This is a genomic window from Oleiphilus messinensis (assembly GCF_002162375.1).
In the GTDB taxonomy this organism is placed as follows: Bacteria; Pseudomonadota; Gammaproteobacteria; order Pseudomonadales; family Oleiphilaceae; genus Oleiphilus; species Oleiphilus messinensis.
The window spans coordinates 1,764,440-1,783,636 of sequence record NZ_CP021425.1; the positions used below are offsets into that span (position 1 = coordinate 1,764,440).

19 protein-coding genes are annotated in these 19,197 nt (G+C 49.2%); 4 read left to right on the forward strand and 15 right to left on the reverse strand.

What is annotated here, in order from left to right; all coding sequences use genetic code 11:
• Positions 1–55: 55 nt before the first annotated feature.
• From OLMES_RS07665 to OLMES_RS07680, 4 genes are read right to left on the reverse strand one after another with little or no spacing between them, the layout of a single operon-like run.
• Positions 56–1,243, reverse strand: a complete 1,188-nt coding sequence (locus tag OLMES_RS07665) for an alpha-D-ribose 1-methylphosphonate 5-triphosphate diphosphatase (RefSeq protein WP_157678209.1) — start codon at positions 1,241–1,243, stop codon at positions 56–58.
• Positions 1,244–1,255: 12 nt separating this feature from the next.
• Positions 1,256–2,092, reverse strand: coding sequence for a phosphonate ABC transporter, permease protein PhnE (gene phnE, locus OLMES_RS07670; RefSeq protein ID WP_087460718.1), 837 nt, complete (start codon positions 2,090–2,092; stop codon positions 1,256–1,258).
• Complete coding sequence (locus tag OLMES_RS07675; protein ID WP_198343259.1) at positions 2,085–2,930, reverse strand: phosphonate ABC transporter ATP-binding protein; 846 nt, start codon at positions 2,928–2,930, stop codon at positions 2,085–2,087. The genes phnE and OLMES_RS07675 overlap by 8 nt, the downstream gene beginning before the upstream one ends.
• Positions 2,931–2,934: 4 nt before the next feature.
• Positions 2,935–3,813 carry a phosphate/phosphite/phosphonate ABC transporter substrate-binding protein gene (locus OLMES_RS07680; RefSeq protein WP_087460719.1) on the reverse strand — a complete coding sequence of 293 codons (879 nt, stop codon included), beginning with the start codon at positions 3,811–3,813 and terminating at the stop codon, positions 2,935–2,937.
• A 291-nt stretch (positions 3,814–4,104) separates the two neighbouring features.
• Here OLMES_RS07680 and OLMES_RS07690 point away from each other — a divergent pair, with 291 nt between their 5' ends.
• Complete coding sequence (locus tag OLMES_RS07690; RefSeq protein WP_087460721.1) at positions 4,105–4,926, forward strand: DUF6279 family lipoprotein; 822 nt, start codon at positions 4,105–4,107, stop codon at positions 4,924–4,926.
• 35 nt (positions 4,927–4,961) lie between these two features.
• Here OLMES_RS07690 and OLMES_RS07695 read toward each other — a convergent pair whose 3' ends face one another.
• The 7 genes from OLMES_RS07695 to OLMES_RS07725 form a co-directional block, all read right to left on the reverse strand.
• Positions 4,962–6,056, reverse strand: coding sequence for a succinylglutamate desuccinylase (locus OLMES_RS07695; RefSeq protein WP_087460722.1), 1,095 nt, complete (start codon positions 6,054–6,056; stop codon positions 4,962–4,964).
• Positions 6,057–6,105: 49 nt separating this feature from the next.
• Entirely contained in the window at positions 6,106–6,825 is a 720-nt protein-coding gene (locus tag OLMES_RS07700) for an ABC transporter permease (protein ID WP_087464386.1), read from the reverse strand.
• Between the two features lie 24 nt (positions 6,826–6,849).
• A complete protein-coding gene (locus tag OLMES_RS07705; protein ID WP_087460723.1) occupies positions 6,850–7,554 on the reverse strand; it encodes an ABC transporter permease in 705 nt (234 codons plus the stop codon).
• Between the two features lie 30 nt (positions 7,555–7,584).
• Positions 7,585–8,355, reverse strand: coding sequence for a transporter substrate-binding domain-containing protein (locus OLMES_RS07710; protein WP_087460724.1), 771 nt, complete (start codon positions 8,353–8,355; stop codon positions 7,585–7,587).
• A 312-nt stretch (positions 8,356–8,667) separates the two neighbouring features.
• Positions 8,668–9,438, reverse strand: coding sequence for an ABC transporter ATP-binding protein (locus OLMES_RS07715; RefSeq protein ID WP_087460725.1), 771 nt, complete (start codon positions 9,436–9,438; stop codon positions 8,668–8,670).
• A gap of 292 nt (positions 9,439–9,730) precedes the next feature.
• Positions 9,731–10,939: a hypothetical protein gene (locus OLMES_RS07720; protein ID WP_087460726.1), complete on the reverse strand. Its 1,209-nt coding sequence runs from the start codon at positions 10,937–10,939 to the stop codon at positions 9,731–9,733.
• Between the two features lie 155 nt (positions 10,940–11,094).
• Complete coding sequence (locus tag OLMES_RS07725; RefSeq protein ID WP_087460727.1) at positions 11,095–11,862, reverse strand: hypothetical protein; 768 nt, start codon at positions 11,860–11,862, stop codon at positions 11,095–11,097.
• Between the two features lie 439 nt (positions 11,863–12,301).
• On the opposite strand from OLMES_RS07725, the gene OLMES_RS07730 reads away from it, so the two are divergent.
• On the forward strand, positions 12,302–13,474 hold the full coding sequence (locus OLMES_RS07730; protein ID WP_232465289.1) for an alpha/beta fold hydrolase: 1,173 nt from the start codon (positions 12,302–12,304) through the stop codon (positions 13,472–13,474).
• 61 nt (positions 13,475–13,535) lie between these two features.
• On the opposite strand, the gene OLMES_RS07735 is transcribed toward OLMES_RS07730, so the two are convergent.
• Together OLMES_RS07735 and OLMES_RS07740 are read right to left on the reverse strand one after the other, a co-directional pair.
• Positions 13,536–14,285, reverse strand: coding sequence for a hypothetical protein (locus OLMES_RS07735; protein ID WP_087460728.1), 750 nt, complete (start codon positions 14,283–14,285; stop codon positions 13,536–13,538).
• Positions 14,286–14,467: 182 nt separating this feature from the next.
• Positions 14,468–14,617, reverse strand: coding sequence for an oxidoreductase-like domain-containing protein (locus OLMES_RS07740; RefSeq protein ID WP_232465290.1), 150 nt, complete (start codon positions 14,615–14,617; stop codon positions 14,468–14,470).
• 370 nt (positions 14,618–14,987) lie between these two features.
• Between OLMES_RS07740 and OLMES_RS07745 the strand changes: the two genes are divergently transcribed.
• Positions 14,988–15,206 carry a hypothetical protein gene (locus OLMES_RS07745; RefSeq protein ID WP_087460730.1) on the forward strand — a complete coding sequence of 73 codons (219 nt, stop codon included), beginning with the start codon at positions 14,988–14,990 and terminating at the stop codon, positions 15,204–15,206.
• A gap of 173 nt (positions 15,207–15,379) precedes the next feature.
• Here the strand turns inward: OLMES_RS07745 and OLMES_RS07750 are convergent, their stop codons facing one another.
• Positions 15,380–15,571, reverse strand: coding sequence for a hypothetical protein (locus OLMES_RS07750; RefSeq protein WP_087460731.1), 192 nt, complete (start codon positions 15,569–15,571; stop codon positions 15,380–15,382).
• Between the two features lie 92 nt (positions 15,572–15,663).
• Between OLMES_RS07750 and OLMES_RS07755 the strand changes: the two genes are divergently transcribed.
• A complete protein-coding gene (locus OLMES_RS07755) occupies positions 15,664–18,291 on the forward strand; it encodes an Ig-like domain-containing protein (protein WP_087460732.1) in 2,628 nt (875 codons plus the stop codon).
• 96 nt (positions 18,292–18,387) lie between these two features.
• Here OLMES_RS07755 and OLMES_RS07760 read toward each other — a convergent pair whose 3' ends face one another.
• On the reverse strand, positions 18,388–19,194 hold the full coding sequence (locus OLMES_RS07760; RefSeq protein WP_087460733.1) for a mechanosensitive ion channel family protein: 807 nt from the start codon (positions 19,192–19,194) through the stop codon (positions 18,388–18,390).
• Positions 19,195–19,197: the final 3 nt, after the last annotated feature.

Sequence of the window (19,197 nt, forward strand, 5' to 3'; positions counted from 1 at the left end):
CCCGATCAGGTATATTAGCCCTAGAACGGGGGGGATACGATGTTAGAAATTAATTCTAACGATCACGTGACAAGGCAATTCGACCATTACAGATCACCTGACGAATCGAAAGTGGAGAGCCGTCCAGCGCGTCCATAATCAACAGATCTGCGTCGTAGCCTGATTCGATTAATCCCTTGCGGTGTGCCATACCCACTGCCTTCGCAGGATTGTAGCTAACTAGTTGCCAGGCTTGCTCGAGTGGCATTCCCTGATTTCGATGCAACAGGAATGGTGCTCTCAGCAGGGAAGGGTAGTGGTAATCGCTGCACAGTATATCAACAGCGTCATTTTTAATGGCCTCCGCAACGCTCACACCACCCACATGGGAACCGCCGCGCACCAGGTTAGGGGAGCCCATGACCACATGACAGCCCAGTCGTCTGGCTTCGTGAGCGCACACCATGGTCATAGGAAATTCACAGATCGATACCGCTCGCTGGTGGGATCTTTCGACATCTTCCAACGTAGCATCATCGTGGCTGGCCAGGGGAATCCCGATTTCATGGGCCAACGAGACTAATTCACTGACTTGTTGTTCCCCCAGCAGGCGCCGGGTCTGTAATTGTTCGAGAAAGTGCAGGCTTTCTTGCTCGGTCATTTTCACCCTTCGTTGCAGTCCGGCCAGGTAGCGTTCGACTTTGCCGGGGTTCTGTAAGTCCGGCAGGTGGTCATTCAAGGAAAGAAGTTGAATTCGCCGATCCCGCATCCATTGTTGTAATTCCTCATGGCCTTCGGTATTGACGCTTTCGTGGCGGATGTGAATAAAGCTGTTGCAGCGCAAGCGGGGGCAGAGTAATTCAATCTCGTTCAATAATTCACGCACGGTTTCTCTGGATCGCGGGCCGGGTTCGAAACCATCGGTGATACTGTAGAAAAAACTGGTTATTCCAGCACCAATAAGGCTGTGATCATTGGCGGCGATGGCTAAATCCAGCGGTAACTCCGTGCCAGCCCGAGGCGTGATATGACGTTCGAATGCATCACCATGAACATCGATGATACCCGGAAGTAAATAGCTCCCCTGACCATCGATGTAGGTAATTTGATCTGCCGGTAAATCGGGTTGGGATACGCTGAGGGCGGCGATGGATTCATTTATTATGGTCAAACCCGAGCAGTATACCCAACCTTCTTCAGTGAGACGATGGATGTCCCGGATGATGATGGCCTGGTCAGGTCGACGGGAAAGCATTGAGTTCATTTTGGTTTCCATTTATCGGTTATTGATAATTCGATTGCGAATGCGTGAACTGAGCTGCTCCACAGCGAGTACGAGTGCAAAGATGAGGATAATAATGGTGGCAGCTTGATCATATCTGAACATTTCCATGGATACTGCCAATTCGGCACCGATTCCTCCGGCACCAACAAGACCCAACACAACTGAAGAGCGCACTGATTTTTCCAGTGAGAATAAACTGCTGTTGATTAACGATGGCGTTGCGCCGGGAATCAAACCTACGGCTATGCGATCCAGAGAGGACGCGCCCATGGCATTCAATGCCTCAGAAGGGCCGGGGTCGACTTCTTCGAGTGCTTCGGCAAAAAAACGACCGCAAAAGCCAATGGTATCAACGATGAGGGTCAACGTACCGGCAAACGGCCCCAGCCCGACCGAAGCCACAAAAAACAAGGCCCATGCAAGATCAGGAACCGTCCTGAAAAAGTTGATGATTCCCCGTGTAATCTGGTAAACGAGAGGGTGTGGCGTCGTATTTCGTGCCGCAAGAATTGCGATGAACAGACTCAATATGACTCCGATTACCGTACCGACCACAGCCATTTGCAATGTAACAAGAATGGCCGATGCCATTGGTTCAATTCGGTCTGTTGCTGGCGGTACCATCTCCGAAACGATGACGCCCATATTGGGTAAACCTTGCCACAATTCGGTCAGTGAGAACTCCGCTTTCGTAAGTGACCAGAGAAAAAAGGCAAGAAAGCCCACAAAGCAAAATGTACTAACCAGACTCGGGATAAGTTGCCGTGTTGGCAAGTCCGAAGGCGATAGCGGATTTTTCTCGCAGGATAAATTCGTTGTCTCACTCATGGTAATTATCGCTAAAAAGACGGGCTAGTGAGTTGTGCGTTTCATTTTGGGTTCGGGTATCCAATGCAAGGCGCGAATCTTTCAAGGCGATAATGCGATCGGAGTAGTTCAGCGCATGCTGGAGATCGTGGGAAACAAAAACGATGGTTAAACCCAGTGAGCGTTGCAAGGCTCTGAACAGTTCCATAATTTCCCGCCCTGAATGTGGGTCGAGACTTGCTGTAGGCTCATCCGCGAACAGTAATTTCGGCTTCTGCATTAATGCGCGAGCAATCGCAATTCGTTGTGATTGTCCCCCCGATAACTGATCACAGCGGCGCATTGCGAGATCGGCCAAACCGACTTGTTCGAGGCACTGATAGGCTTGTAGCCGGGTTTCAGAGCTGGCCAGGGAATGTAACCAGTAGCGTGGACCCCATGCGCCACCGAGTGCGCCATGTATGACATTGGAGAGTACCGGCAAACGAGTGACTAATTGATGCTTTTGGAAAATTAACGCGGCTGGCTGTCGTGCTTTTCGGAGCGCGGAGCCGGAGAGCTGTGAGATCTGTTTCCCATGTAGGTGAACCGTGCCTAAATCGGGCTGAATCAAGGACAGACAACATCTTAAGAGCGTGCTTTTACCTGCACCGTTAGGGCCAATGATGGCAACCGATTCGCCGGTCTGGATATTGAAGTCCAACTCCTTGAAGATAAAATCGGGTTGGTTCAGGTCTACGCGCCCGCTGCGGGAGCGCAATGCTCTCGCAGCAGGTGTCGTGCTGATGATTTTCGTTAACCCCTTGACGCTCAGCGCGGGCATTCTGTTTGGTGCTGGCATCGTGCTTGGCGCTGCCATCGTACTAATCACCGATGAATTCGGCATACTCTGGGTAACCCACCGTGGCATACATTGCTCTGACATAGTTGTAGTCAGTGTCTTTAACTGCGGTGATGAACTTCATACCACTGTATTTCTGGTTATCTTCACCTGTGAGAATGGCCTGGACTAACGCCTGGGAGTGGTCAGTAAAAACGGATTTCATTTTGGCTACAATCTTTTGATCGACATGTTTACCCGCCATGAGAATATCATTGGGTAAATCCGGGCCCCGTGCGATAACCCTGAACGCACCAGGTTCCATGCCTTTGTTTTGCTGTTCTTTGTCGCGGAAGCTCAAGAATTTGAGATGATTCATGCCCACTGCCGCGACATCACCCCGTTTCAGGGCCTCCCAGGCTACGGGCATCTTGGTGTGGATGGCCTTAATCTCTGTAGTTGGTGCCACGCCGTAGTCTGCCAGAGCTTGCATGGGGCCGAGATGTTTGGAAGTCGATCCGACCGAGCCGAAAGCAACGGAATGGCCTGCAAGGTCGCGAGGTGTCTGATAGCCTTGGTCAGCCATTGTGATGATCACGGCGAAGTAATCTGGCCGGGAAAAACCGACCACGATATCCGCATCGGTACGTTTTTTGATTACCACATATTCTGCGGGACCAGTCAGGACAAAATCGACCTTTTTAAAGCGGAGTGCTTCAACTGCAGCCGTTCGATTGGTTACCGGCAGAAATTCGATGTCGTAACCACTCTTTTCTTCGAGTACGTTGACGAAAGCGCCAAACTCCCGTTGCAATTCTTCCAAACCGACCAAATCGGTAACAGCGAGTTTTACTGTCTCTGCGTAGCTGTTGAGGCTGACGAACAACAGCATGGTTAGTGTTAATACGGGTCTCAAAAACATGAAGTTCTCCAAGGGTTGTATGACTGATATAGACAACCAGACTAGAGAGACTTTCTTACAGGTGCATGACCTGTTTATGAACATCTTATTCATTTTTTATTGCAGATACCCTGATCCCGATATCGGTCGCAAACGCGATGTTATCTGGTGCTGTCAGCAGGATTCTGGTTATGTTAGGCTGCTCTATGACCTGTGGACACGAAGTCTGGTATAAGGGGCTTGTAAACGGGTCTGGTGATCTACACAGGTTGACGGTCTTGGTTGTTTAATCAGGAAAAACAGGGGTACCAAATGCATCATATTCTGAATCGGAGCAAAGTTTTGCTTTTGGTCTTGGTCACCATGCTACCGGGCTGCAGTAATTTTGGCTTTTCTTTCGTGTTTGAGCATCTTGATTTCTTTGCCCGCTGGAAGCTGGGCAATATGCTCGATTTATCAGAACAACAAAAACAGCAGGTTAGTTCCGCCGCACTGGAGATTCGTGACTGGTTGAGAAAAGAGGATTTTCCGGGGTTAATTGAAGACCTACAGACCGTTCGCTCACGTTGGGATCAGGGTGAGGGACATCTGGCTATTCGTTCACTTCGAGAGACTTTAAGCCGTCGACAGGGGCAATTTATGCAGTTTTCCTGGCCTTTGCTCCAGCCATTATTGCTCACGCTTACAGCTGAAAATGCCGAAGCATTTGAAGTATTTGCAAAGGAACAGGAGGGTGACTGGTTTGAGTTTACTGAAAGTGAAGCGGCTAAAGATGAATGGCGAATCGAAAAACTTGAGCAATGGTTTGGTGATTTGTCTGATGTCCAGATTGAAATGGTTAAACAGCACACCACACTCATGCCCGATGAACAGAGCATCCGGATTCAGAACAGCCGCCAGTGGCGGGCCAGGTTAATGCAGTTTGCTCTGGATGACAATGTGGCTGAACTCAAACGCTGGTCTCAGGACTTTAGCGTCTGGTGGACTCCCGAGTACAAACAGCTCCGAAATGACAACAATGCCGCGCTGGATGAGCTTTTGATCGTTCTGCTTCCGACACTGACTGTTTCCCAGCGGGAGCATGCCAGTTCCGAAATGCAGGACTGGATCGAACGTTTAGGTGATGTTCTGTAACGGCGCTGTGCAAGTCTTGTTTCGCCTGTCTTGTTTCACCCGTATTGTTGTGTGATACCGACAATTAAGCCAGCACGCTGCCCTTTACCCACTTTGGAATTCGGGAACACAATGAATTCTATACCGGATTTCACCCGATACTCAGTGGACGGGTCTCGCCAGACCAGCGCTCCTTTGCTGAACGGCGTAAAGTTTGGAGCATCTTCATCCAGCATCAGTTGGAAGCCATCACCGGTATTAATAATTTCGTGCACAACGTTGAACACCTTGAGTGGTTTTGCGGCCGGGTTTCGAACATGGACTGTACTGTCCGCTTGGTTGTTGATCAGCTGCAGCAGGGCATCCGATAGCAATTGATAGTTTTTCAGATCGTTTTGTCCAAAGGGCGCCACCCGGCCCAGTTCCAGAGTAAAACTTTGTGCCTGACATTGGCGTTGCGTGTAGGCTGAGAAGGTTGAGCCCGTGTTATTCTGAATGAGAGCCGCCTCGATGCCGGATTCTTGTAGGAAATCCCGCTGCTCATCGGGCAAACAATCCGGGTGCGCAGTGGGATATACCGCAAACTGCTCAAAGTTTGAACTGCGTATTGCGGTATGACAGTCGAAGTGCAGTCGTTTTTCTCCGGAACTGAGAAAGTGTTCTGTTATTTTTTGCAGCTCTTTTGCCCGACAGCTCTCGTACTGCTGCGCCGTAGTGGGATGAGTTGAGAACATCCGGTTCAAGTTCGCTTCTGTAAAGCGTTCCTGGCGGAGCATCGCTTTTGGGTTTCCCAAAATAATACAGATCGGAATTCTGACGGCTTCCGGATACCGGAGTGCGTAGTTAAGCAACCGATCTATTAATTCGATTGGACCGGTTTCATTGCCGTGAATGCCGCAGGAAAGCAGCAATCGGGTCGATGCGAAATTTACAGGATGCAGGATCAATACGCCCTGCGCCGGGTGGAAACACTGAAAGCCCCGGATTTGATGACCGTCGGGGGCCATACTTTTGACCAACCAGGCAGGATAGTCGTCCGGTTGTCCGAGGTGTTTTTCCCAGTGCAGTGTGGCCTCCAGAAAACTGGAGTAGGGGGCAAAGAGGTCACACTTCTCTGGCAGGCTTATTGAACTTGCTTTGCGCTCGGCCATCGTTCTTTGTCCTCCAGTTTGCAGCCCTCTACACGGTCATCGCTGCAGATCAGGCCCGGGGTTTCAAATGGGCCATCAGGCGGTTTTCCAAGTTTCGGAAAATAAAAATGAGAATAAAGGTTAATACCAGATAGATCAGTGCAACAAACCCGAATGCCTCAAATGGTGCGTAAAAGCGGGCATTGATATCCCGTGCGGCACCCGTTAGATCAACGATGGTCACGACACTGGCAATGGCACTGGCATGCAGCATAAAAATGACTTCGTTACTGTAAGCTGGAAGTGCTCTTCTCAGGGCGTTCGGCAATATGATTCGTCTCAGGGTTTGCCCGGCAGACATGCCATAGGCTCGGGCGGCTTCAAGCTCCCCGCGGGGTGTCTGTTCAATCGCGCCACGAATAATTTCTGTGGTGTAGGCCGCCGTATTGAGCACAAAGGCGATTAATGCCGGATAGAAGGGCTCTTTAAAAATCGTCCACCAGATACTCTCCTGAATGCCATCAATCACTGTTACGCCGTAATAGATGATATAGAGTTGAATCAGCAGTGGAGTGCCTCGAAAGACGTAGGTGTAAAACCAGATCGGCCAGGAAATCCAGCGTTTTTCCGAGGTGCGCAAAATTCCGAGGGGGAGGGCTATGATCAGACCGATCACGAGCGACAAAAATACCAGCTGAACGGTTTTGACAAAGCCATCCCAATAATGCAACAGCGTTGTTGCGTTAAAAATATCGTTAGCAGCAAATAATTCTGTAAGCCACTCCGCCATAATCATTTTCTCTACCTGATTTGCCTATGATTTGTTTACCAATCCGGCGCTGTAGCGATGGTTCAGATACTTCATGGCAATTTCTGAAATCGATGTCAGTATCAGGTAAACCAGGGCAACCGGTAACAGAAACTTGAAGGGTTCATGGGTTTGTTTGGCGGCTTCAGATGCAAGTCGAACCATGTCAGCAAGCCCCAGAATGGATACCAGAGCAGTCGTTTTTAACAGTACCAGCCAATTGTTCATCAGTCCCGGTAGCGCATGACGCATCATTTGTGGAAACAGAATCCGTCGAAAGCGTTGACCAGACGTCATGCCATAGGCAATACCGGCTTCAATCTGACCGCGATCAACCGCCAGGAAAGCGCCTCGAAACGTTTCTGTCATGTACGCGCCAAAGATAAAGCCAATGGTAATTACTCCAGCGACAAACTCGTTAATCTGGACGAAATAATCCACGCCAAACTCGTCATACAGCCAATCCGAAATGGCATTCATCACAACCTGTCCGCCGAAATAAATCAACAGCATGAGAACCAAGTCGGGCACGCCGCGAATGAGGGTGGTATAGCCGGTGGCAACAGCCCTGAGTGGTGGCGTGTTAGAGAGTTTGGCGGTAGCGCCAAGGAGACCGAGAATAATGGCCAGAAAAAGGGAAAGAAACGCAACTTCGCATGTCAGAATTGCGCCTTTGAATATAGACGGGCCGTAGCCTTCAAGGTCAAACATACTGCTGCTCCGGCAGGGGGCTCCCCGAAATTACATTTTGATGCTGTAGCTGAAATACTTTTTCATAATGTCGTCATACACGCCATTGGTCTTCAATTTCTGAAGTGCGGCATTGAACTTGTCAGCCAGCTCTTTGTCCCGCTTGCGGAACGCCATGCCGATGCCTTCACCGATTTGCACGCCTTCGCCGATTTGAGAGTAATCAGCATCATTGAGGACAGTGGACTCACCCACGGGAAAATCCACAAAAACGACATCAAGACGTCCGCCTTTTAAATCGAGTACCAGATCATCCGCCGTGGTATAGCGTTTTATTTCAGCAAAGGCGGAAAACTGTTGGGTCACATGATTGTCTTGCACCGTGCCGCGTTGCACGCCAATGACTTTACCTTTCAGACCTTCCCCGCTTGAAACATCAAGACTGGCGATGCTTTTTTTGCCGAACCAGGCCGAGGGGGTGTTGTAGTAACCATCAGAGAATAATACTTTGCGGGCACGTTCTTCGGTGATCGACATGGAAGACATTATCGCATCATACTTGCGTGCAAGCAGGCCTGGAATGATGCCGTCCCACGCCTGAATGATCCATTCACACTTTGCACCGATTTCCTTGCAGGCCGCGTTGCCGAGATCAATTTCGAACCCGGTCAAGGTACCGTCGGGTTTTTTGAATTCAAAGGGTTCATAGGGTACATCGACTGCGATGCGCAGCGAGCTGGTGTCTGCCGCTTGTGTGCCGATTGCGATTACCGAGAGTAAAAAGGCTCCAATGCAGGATAGAGATCGTGATCGCTTATTCATTGTGTAAGGTACTCCGTGCTTGCTTTTTTTAGTGTGCTGGCTCGTCAAGTCAGCCATTATTCAGTTTTTAGTTGTTAAGGTTATATTACAGTAAAAAAGAGGTATTAACTTAAATTGCCGGTTTCCTTTAAGCTTTAGTTTTGACTTAAACTATGGCCTTACCTTGGACTGTGGTTTTACTTTGAGCTGTAGCTTCTCTTTGAACTATAGCTTTACTTCGAGTGATCGTATTACTTCGAACCACGGTTTGGATTTAAGTTGTAGTATTGATGCAAATTGAATAACTCTCCAGTCCACTTTAGTCGTCATATCCTAATACTTGGGCGCGAGGAAGATTTTCATCCGCTCTGAGCTTGGGTTATTAAACACTTTATCCGGTGACCCGCATTCCTCAATGATGCCTTTGTGAAGAAATACGACTTGGCTGGAGACGTCTTTGGCGAAAGCCATTTCATGGGTGACCACGACCATGGTTCGACCTTCCTCTGCGAGACTGCGCATCACTTTTAACACCTCGCCGACCAGTTCGGGGTCAAGTGCCGAGGTGGGTTCGTCAAATAACATGACCTCCGGCTCCATTGCCAGGGCCCTGGCAATTGCGGCACGCTGTTGCTGGCCACCAGACATCTGGGCAGGGTAATAGTCCCGTCGTTCATAAATGCCGACTTTTTGCAGATAATGTTTAGCCTTCTCCAAGGCTTCTGCCTTGTTCATACCCAGAACCTGAATCGGTGCTTCGATGATGTTTTCAAGAATGGTCATATGGGACCAAAGATTAAATCCCTGGAAGACCATGGAAAGCCGTGCCCGCATCGCTTCAACCTGACGCATGTTTTCAGGAACCCGTTGTCCGCGCCGATTGACTTTGAAACCGATAGGCTTGCCATGGACAATAATCTCACCAGAGGTCGGCATCTCCAGCAGGTTGATGCAACGCAGGAACGTACTCTTCCCCGAACCGGATGAGCCGATCATGGAGATGACGTCACCTTTTTTTGCCTCCAGTGATACGCCTTTCAACACCTCCAGTTCGCCGAAGTGTTTGTGCAGGTCGTTGACAACGAGTGGTAACGGATCGGTCATGGATGGTGGTCCTTAGCTGCTGGAGGCGTGTTTAGCGGTGAGTATGCCTATAAAGGTATTAGATTAATCTGATTGAGTCTAGACGTGAATGTGAATGGCCGTACAAAGCACCGTCTGATTTCAGACTAACTCAACCTTTTATCTTGACCGGAGCGGACAAGGGCAGAGCGGCCAAGCAAACAGCATTTATCGAGGTTGAGTCATGGAGAAGGCGAGCGCGTCGTACGATAACCATCTGAGCGCGATCCTGGGGCGAGCTGATCGCACTCAATTTTCAGGTCAACAGTCGACTTTAGTAACCATTGCAGGCATTGAACGCTGCAATTGCCTCTGCGTGGGTTGCCAGAGCGAAGCTGGTTTCCTGAATCGCCGGTTCAAAGTCCGAAAGGCCGAGGTAGATATTGAGCGTTTCACCGGAACTTAGCGGCGCAGAAAACTGGCCGTTGAAAGCAGCCTGTGTCGGAATGTCCTGTTTGGACAGATGCATCAGGGAGCCGGAGTCGAAACGCAGCCCTGCTTTTTTCAGACTGCTTTTTAAATCTGATGATGAATTTACCAAAATACGATCGGGCTCGAATGACAGCCACACTTGAGAAGTGTTGCCAGCACCAGTGACTTCACTGGTTGGCGATACCAGACGGCAGTCTTCAGGGTGCTTGCCATCCCAATTTGGTTGTAGTTCCCAAGTACCAAACTTCAGATTCTGGCTGAAGTGTTTTTTGGCGGAGTTAGAAATCGTATTAGAGAGGGCCGGGGCAGGCATCCCGGCTGCGGTAGCGGGGAGATTGTTAATCTCTTGCAGTACCAGATCATCCGCACTTGGTGTGACATCGTCTTCACTCTGTTTTGTTGTACCCGGTCGCGAGTTATGTTTTTCGGTTAATGTGGTTTTCGTTGCCCGCTTTGTTTGAATGACAGGCGTTGACGTCTCTGCCGTTAAGACTTTTTGCACTGAGTCAGGAAGGCTTGGCTTTTGTGTTTCCGGTCTGGGTGTGGTTGAGGTTTTTGGTGTGTCTTCCTGCGTTGGCCGTACTTCCTTTGACTTTTCCTCGGCTGTTTCGGTGTCAGGAGCTGCACTTAACAGAACCGGCTGAGTGTTTTCCGTCGAGGATTGATTGTAGCCGGTTTGCGCCTGAGTGATATGTCTTGGACTAATCTGAGTGGCGTCGATACCGCGTGTGTCTGGAGGTGTGGGCAATGAAATCGGGCTCAGGCCCGCGTGACTTTTTGGGCGCTCTTTGGCGGTTACCGTTTCAACCAATGATGCATTGTCAGGCACGACGGTGACGGTCGCTGCGGTTAAATCGGGATCGCCGTCCTGTGTTGCCGGGACTGCAGTTGTGGAGTTTTGATTTTCCGGGGCATGCCATTGCTGCAGACTGGCACAACCTGAGCCCAGACTGACAGCAAGGCTCAACGCTATTAGTGCCGTAGGTCGAGTATTTGAGCGATGTGAAGAAGTTTTTTGTACGACCTGTTTATTGTTGTTTACGGTTGACATGGCTTCTTACCACCTGAATAGGTTGATGTTGATTTGTTTGTTTTAATTTACATAGGCTAACATTTGCTCAATGGTACAAAGACGATCAGAGTCTCAAAATTAATGACCTGAGATGTCAAATTCTGCAAAATTATTGCAGGTTCCGGGGGTGGGGTTCAGGGTTGCGTTTCATCTTCTTGCATGATGGATTCCAAAAGCGAATCAAAGTCCATGTTCAATTGTGCTTCATACTCCATGTCTTCGCGTTTGGATATATGGTCACCCGGCTTGGTGAAAATGATCAAATCACCCTCTATACCCAGGTCTTCATTTGTGACGAGTAGATCCGGATTCACAAATTCTCTCACACGGTTTCGAAACTTGGCGGGCGCTTTGTCCAGGCGATCCTTGAGCATTTTACGCAGAAATAGCCCTGCTTTTTTCTCGAGTTGGGGTGGGCTGCAAGGGTAGCGCCGTTCCAGGGCCATGTAGCGGCACAATTTGCGCATCACCGGACGATCCGCTGATGTGATGATAATTGTGCCACCGGGGGGCATCATCATATCGATGTAATAAAATGCGATCATCGCTTCATCGAAGCGTCGCTGCTCGTTGATTATTGCAAAATCCATGGTTCGACTCTGGAAATACAGGTCGGGCAGAACTTTCTCCGGTGCGACCTCCACCAATTCCACTGGCCAGTTGGAGGTTTCCAGTTTTTCTTTTCGCAGCGAGTCCAATTGGTGAATCGGTTGTTCTTCTGTGGCGCTTAGTGGTGGAGAGACAATGGTCAGCAAACCCTCTTCGATTTGGGTCAAGGCGAGACAAACCGCAGTTGTCATTATATTGTTGCCCATGCCCACCTGAATCACATTCATCGGTTGCTTGTCGGTAATCAGATCAGAAATGAAATCGGCGTGTCGAGATGATTGTTTGCGTTTCATAAGTCCCTTATTGAACTATTTAAGTCGAGTTTAATTCAGTTAAGTCGGGTTTAATCCAGTTAGGTCGGGTTGAATCCAGGTCGGGTTTGGAAATGATTTGCGAGCAGTGCGTAGCTTCTAGCCTGTTCACAGGGTGTATCTTTGCCGCGAGCATCGTTCGGCAGTGACTTAATCGGCTAATAGATCGGTCTTATCAGACATTGCCAGACGCTATTATACGCTTTATCCTCCCTTCAGCAATTAGGGAATCAGGATGTCCGGTTTTTATCGATTCCGGTATTCTGACTATTGAACTGAGTCACGCACGAATCTTGCGAGGTATAGTCCTCTGTATTCGCGCCGTAATTTGTAGTGTTGTGCGTACGGGCTCATTAGCACTCTGCAGGCATTGCCTCAGAGGAACGAGTCCAACTGTACGTTGTGTAAATGAGAGAAAGACATGCCTGATACTTTGTTGTCATTGCGTCGCCGTCCGTTAAAAATGGCACGCCACTTGAAAAGTTCAGTTGCCAATGCCCAAAAAAGGGTATTTAACCCTGACCCTTTGGTGCAGGCAGAGAAAACACCGTATGAGGTGATTTTTTCTCACGATATAGTGAAGCTGCGTTATTACCCTCCTTTAGTGGAGTCGCAAATCTCTGTCGGCGGGAAGATGATGCCGGTGGCGAAAAAAACACATAAAACGCCATTGGTATTGGTTTCACCCTTGGCGGTCAATATGTATATCTATGACTTGTTCACGGATCGAAGCCTGGTGAAATATCTTCGAGCTCAAGGGTTCGAGCTTTATCTCGTGGACTGGGGGCGACCCGGCTGGCAGCATAATCATTACTCGATCGCCAGCTACTTCAAAGACTGGATGCCAGAGCTGCTGGCCAAAGTCCGAGAGCACAGTGGGCAGCAGAAGCTTTCCCTGCACGGTTGGAGCCTGGGTGGATTGTTCAGCTTGTGTTACACCGCCCTGGGGGATCCCGATATTGAAAATTTGATCTTGGTAGGCGCCCCTTGCGATTATCACAACAATGGCGCTCTGGGTAAGCAATACCGGTTATTATCGAAACAATTACGCTGGCTGGAGAAAAAAACCGGTTGGCGTGTGCATCAGACCAAACGTCGTTGGTGGCGATCTCCTGGTTGGGCGAATGCGTTGGCGTTCAAACTGACCAATCCGGTGGCCAGTGTGCAGGGGTATCTTGATTTGGTTCGTAATCTGCACTCCGAGGAATATGTGATCAATCACGCGACAAATGGTGCCTTCCTTGACAACATGGTAGCTTACCCGGGAGCCGTTATTCAGGACGTGGTTCAATTTTTGTTGACTGACAATGTGGTTGCCCACGGAAAGCTACCCATGATTGCACCGGAACCGGCTGTAGATGATGCCATGGGCCACTTGAATCAAGTGAATGCGAATCTGTTGCTCGTTTGCGGAACCAATGACCCAATTGTTACTCGGGAATGCAGTGTTGCGATGTTGAAGCATGTCAACAGCAGCGATCATAAAGTACTGGATGTACCCGGTGGTCATATGGGAATTTTATCGGGCAGTAATGCGCCTCGCGATATCTGGCCTGAGATTGTGGCGTGGTTACAGGAGCGTTCAAGCAGGTAGTTCAGCTGGTTCTGCTCGATAGGCTACCTTCCCCTCTTACGAGGCGGGAAGGTAGCGGTGCTCAGGCAAATGTTTGTTCCCATGCCTCGCGCATATCGGACTTGGTTTTATCTTTCTGTTTTTTTAGCTGTTCTTCAACAACTTTTTCCATTTCCTTACGAATCGTTTGGATTCGCTCTTGCGAACGTTCAATCGCGCGTTTGGCCTGATCATTTTCCGGCATTTTCTGAAACTCGGTGACGATGCTCTGATAGGTGAACAGAGCCAACCTCAAATTTTTATCTTCCATTAGTTTTTCAGCTCGAGCGATCAGCACATCAGTGATGCACCGAATCGCCTGCCAACTTAAAAACTCGATGTATTCTCGCGCTTTTTCTTTGTCCAATTGGCCCCGATTCCGTTTCACGGAAATGATATTCCGAAGTGCGAGCAGCCGCGCTTGCACTGCGCGAGCAGCGTTTATGGAACCTAGTGTAATCTGTTCATGGGCATAGTCATGTTCTGTTTGGCCCAGAAGATCGCGTTTCAGCGCCAGTGAGTTAATCACGCGTTGATCTTTCGGTACGACTTTGAGTAGCGCTTCGAGAAACTGGATCGAATCCCGAATCGTGCTGATGGCCAGTTCCTGGCTCAAATATTGAGCGGGGGTGCCACTGATAATTTTATTTAGTGCCTGATAACGCTGGGTCAGGTCAGAGATTTTTCGAGCCCGTTGCAGCTGTGCTTTTTGATAGAGATGCAACACATAGGTTACAAGGGGAACGAATGCGATCAGGAATGCGAGAATGCCAAATATAACTTTAGTTATCATGCGTACCTGCCAGGAATTGAGTAGTCCTCGGTGTGCTTGTTTTATTCCAAGTTAGTTCTATTCGAACGCCACATCCCGAAAGCCAAGTTGATTTCGAATTGTGGCTGGTACCCGAGTTTTATCGATATTTTAGGCAAGCGACTGATCTGAAGTCTGTAGTCTTTTGTATGAGATTTGAATCCTTAGGTCTCAGTTTCAGCTGCATTTCGGGTTTGTTGCTCTTGCCATTCATTCAAGGCTTCATAGTAGTGGTCCCAAACACAGGGGCTGCAGCCACTTTCACAGCATTCCCAGCTTTCTGGTGGTTCCGGTTTCTCAATTGTGTTTGTCAATATCAATCCCTCTTGCATGGGGTTGGCTGGTGTAGTTGGTCGAATTTTACCAGTTTGTTTTCTGGGGGGGAAGGCAAGGGGATGTCGCTGTAGTTCCAAGTTGTAGTTTCAAGTTGTGGTTCCATGTTGTAGTTCCATGTTACAGCTCAGGGTCGTGAGAATGTGAAAAACTGCAAAATCCAAAGCGTGAAGGGGCACGATGTTTCAAAATGAGACCTGTGTGTAAGAAATGTTGCGTTTATGTAGCAAAATGTTGAGGGAGAGATACATGAATAGCCGCTGTTATTGATAACAGGCTAAGGGGTTTGAATCTTCATCGATCTGGACACCCTCACAATAATAATCAAGAGAACATGTAAGGTAGAAACTTATGAAAACGAATTTGCTTACACTTTTGCAGCGAGGCGCAAAAACCGAACAGGAATTGGCAGTCATCTACAGCGTGGAGAAAATGCCTGAGGTTATGGCTCTCGTGAAGTCACTCGTCGCTGCCGGTATATTAGGCGATTATTGTAGAATGGTTCCGGAAGGCAACAATATGTTCCATTTTGAGCGTGAGTACGGTCTGGCGCTGGAAGCGGTCGCCTGAAATCCTTGTAAGGGCAAGTCTATGAGGTTTGCCCTGTTCCTGCTTTCCTACCTTTCCTGCTTTCCTGGTTGGCTCGGCCTGCAAGCTACAGCCGGTTCGCTGTACCGTTGTTGATTTGCAAATATTCGCCTCTCCTTTGACCGGTTCAGTTCATATAAATTTCATAGGTTTTTTCAGGGAAATTCGATATAGTGGCGCCGTTTTGTTATGGTTGCACTGTTTTGGTATGTTTCGGTTTTTTCTTGTGCCAGAACGTCTTCGAGTGTATCGATAGATGCTCCATCCAGTTCAAACAACGATGTTCTTCGGGTAATCAGGTACTGGTCGCCCCGTGCAGTGGCATTCCTTCCGGAATACTGTCTCATTCTGGCCGTATACAGTCTATACTTAGCTGTTGTCTCTGGGCGATGCAGGATGCATCTCAAAATCAACTCATTCAATCAAGGTTGGTAGCAAAATGATCAGGACTAAACCCTTATCGCTCTACGTTATATTCTGTGGCTCTACACTGGTCGGGAGCCTGGCCCATGCTAATGCAACAGAGTCAGATTCGGCGGCAAACAACACTGGCAATATGCAGTTGACCGGGGATCAAAATCAAGTGAAGTTTGATTACATCGGTGATCAATCCAGAATTGGAATTGGTATCGATGACGATTTTGACCTGGTTGCAGAAATCATGCATGGTTTTCTGGATGACGGCGATTCAGTGTGGATTGGTGAGGGCTGGTTTAGTCGTGGCGCAGGAGGTCTGAAGTTAAACTATCACTGGCTTTCGGAAACCGTCAATTGGGATGACCCCGCCCAGGTGCCGGATGGACTGAAAACCTACAAGGTTTTTGCCGCAGTGGATCAAAACCGGGAAGATGATCGGAAGGTTACCTTGGGTGGCGGATTTGAAAACAAAGACTTGTTTGCCAGTCTTTATATTTCCGCATCCTTTACCGGGTCCCGTGAAACGGGCGTGAACCGTTCCACATTGGAGAATATTCTATCCGGCGTGGATGCGACCGGTAGTTTCCAGCAAACAGAGTTTACCACTACCACCACACGGGTTTTTGAACACGCCTACGATTATGGTATTGGTGCACGTATCGGTACTTACTTTGATCAGTCTCTCGTGCGTCTCCGGGGTGGTCTGGATTATGAAGTGGGTGACTATGATTCCGACCAATTTACCTTGTCCGCTGCAGTGGAGAAATTTTTCGAGAATACCCGTCATAGTCTCGCATTAAGTGCTGAGCATATCGAAAAGTCAGGGGACTTCGAAATTGATGATCGTGATACCCGTGTCATTCTGATGTGGCGCTACAGCTTTGGTGGCGATCCTTATCAGCCCAGCAAGGTGCTGACCCAGGAGCAGGTCGAGAAGATTAACCCGGCAGTTGCCCCTGTCACTGAAATGAAGTTGATGCAGGACAATGTTGATCTGAGAGTTGAAGCGCTGTTTGGACTGGATCAATCGTCGCTTAATGAAACCTCCTTGTCCGCGATCAGCAAAATCGTGAATCAACTGAACAAAGGCGCAATTGTTGGCAAAATTTCAGTTGTCGGCTTCACCTGTGATTTGGGCTCCAGTGCTTATAATAAGGCGCTGTCCGAGCGTCGTGCACTGGCCGTACGCCGCCAGTTGATCGCATTAGGGGTTGATCCGGCCAATATTCTTGTGGAAGGACGAGGGGAAGCACAACCCAAGGTACCAAATACGTCTGAGGAAAACCGCCGCCTGAACCGCCGGGTTCAGATTCAATTCCTGCAAGCAGTAGAGCGGGAGGTTGTTGTGCAGCCCGGTAAGGAAGAAACCCGGGAAATGATCTGGACACAGCGTCAGGTTGATAATGTACCCGCCTGGATCAAACGCTCCATGTACAACCCGGTACAACACAAGCGAACGGTTGACGTTTACCGCTACGAGAAAGAAGAAACGGAAGTGACGCTGGGCGAGAAAACCTATCTTAACGCAATCCCTGTAGCGGCTGCGGATCAGATTACCGTGCGACGAAACAGCGGAGATACAATCATCGATGCGCTTGCCAATGACACCGATCAGGATGGTGAAGCATTATCCATTGTTGCCGTTACACAACCTGCGAACGGGGTGGCGACTAATTTCGGCGATGTTATCAGCTACCGGCCTGCAGCAGGTTTTGTCGGTACGGATCAAATTGAATACACCATTCAGGATTCCCAGGGGGAAACGGCTACCGCGGTGATTGAAATTACCGTAACCAATACAATACCGACGGCCAGTAATGACAGTATCAGTGCCAGCGCCAACACGCCGGTCTTGATCCCGGTATTGGATAATGACCGTGATGATGACAGTGACAGCCTGCAAATTACACAAGTTGGTAACCCCGCGAATGGCAGCGTCAGCATTGAGGGTGATTTGATCCGGTATATTCCGGCCACAGGTTTCGTCGGTACCGACAGCTTTACCTACACCGTGACGGATGGTTTTGAAACGACCGTTGCGAACGTAACTGTGACCGTTCAGCCGGGGGCTCCCACTTCAGGTGCAGACAGTGCAGAAACGGAATTTGAAACCCCGGTAACCATTGATGTGCTCGCAAATGACAGCGCCTTTAATGGTGGTGTGCTCACTATCGTCGGCGTATCCCAGCCTGCCAATGGTTCGGTGGAAATTGTAAACGGTGTTGTGGTGTACACGCCAAACTCCGGATTTAGCGGTACTGACAGCTTCACTTACACTATCCGCGAAGCCGGTGGGGAAGAGTCAACAGGTACCGTCAGTGTCGTTGTTGCCGAGGATGATTCCGGTAATGGCGGAGGCAATGAGAATAATGCGCCTGAAGCGGTTAACGACGTGATCTTTGCGAATTTAACCGACACCATTACGCTGGATGTGCTTGCCAATGATACGGATGCCGATGGTGATACGCTGACGGTGGTTTCCATTGATAATCTTCCAAGGGAATCCCAGGCAATCATTACCCTGAATGAAGACGGCTCGATTATCTTCGTGCCTCAGGCCAACTGGCGTGGTGGTGTGTTGGAGTTCACTTATCGTGTCAGCGATGGTAAAGGTGGATTCGATGTGGCGCGTGTGAAAATCAAATGTTAAACCGTTAAACGGAGCATAAAGACCGGTGCCGGGTGCTTCTCTTTTAAATCAAGAGTCAAGTACCTGGCCTTTTTGTACAGGGATGTACTGTAACGATTAAGATCGAACCGGTCGTTTAATATTCTCCCTGGCGAGAATAATTTCTCCCCGACGGGTAATATCACTGCAAAACGCACTTTCATAGTGTACGTCGAATACATAAGCCTTTGCTTGCACCCGGATCGCCAGCCGATCAGACAGCGCGATTTCTTTGCAGGTAAAGGCAATGTTCTTTTTCAGGTAGACATAAGGACTGGTAATCACCACCTCGTGCAAGAGCTGCTGGGCTAACGAGATGTCTGCATCCATTGCAAGGTGAAAATCGACCACCACCATCATGTCCATGGCACCACTGTTCCCGCTGGATACCACATCCGTGATAAAACTCGCGTTTGGAATGGTAACCAGGTTGTCATCCAGCGTTTTAATTCTTACGGAGCGCAAACCAATACTGGTGATTTCGCCATAGACACCCGAAAAACTCACCCGATCCCCCACCTGAAAGGGGCGGTCGAACAGTAAAATCAGCCCGGCGATCAGTGAAGCCGCGACATCTTTCAGGGCGAAACCGACAGCGACAACTGCGCTGCCGCCCAGTGCCAGAATAAACTCTTTCGGTGGATCCAGTACGCCAACCACGAGCACGTAAAATCCGCCCAGATACCATACGAAACTAAAAAGAGTCACCGATTGCAGGAGCAGAAAACGGTAGCTGGGCAGATTTAGCATGAGCCGGTCGGCCAGCTTCTTGGCCAGGTTATTAATGAACCAGAGCAGCCATGCGCCGAGTAACAATAACGCGATTTTAGACGGTTGAAGAATGGTCCCGAGTATTTCGACTTGTTCGGCGACAGAACTATCCATGGT